General features: G+C 68.3%; 1 pseudogene. It reads left to right on the forward strand.

The features are described 5' to 3' along the window. Positions 1–315 (forward strand): annotated as a pseudogene (locus ACYQ2W_RS26755) (hypothetical protein); the annotation flags it as partial. Positions 316–319 lie beyond the last annotated feature (4 nt).

Raw genomic sequence — 319 nt, forward strand, 5'->3', positions numbered from 1 at the left:
GCGCTGTGCCGCCAGTTGCGCAATACCGATCCGCAGCAATACAAGGACAAGCTGCGCGGGGTCAAACGCCATCTCGCCCGGCTCCGCGCGCTGCCGGAACGGGAGCTGCTCTACTTGGCGGAGAAGGAGGGGCTCAAGGTCGGCACGTTGCTCGACTATCTGAGTGCCTGGGAGGCGAACCCCGAGAGGATGGCGCGGCGGGAGCGTGAAGCCCCCTCCCCTGGCGAGGCCACGGCATCGGCCACCGGCGAACTCGATCGCTATCGCAGCCTGACCCGCCCCGGCACGGAGGAGGCTGGCCATGGGCTCCATTGAACGC

Source organism: Endothiovibrio diazotrophicus (assembly GCF_054657215.1).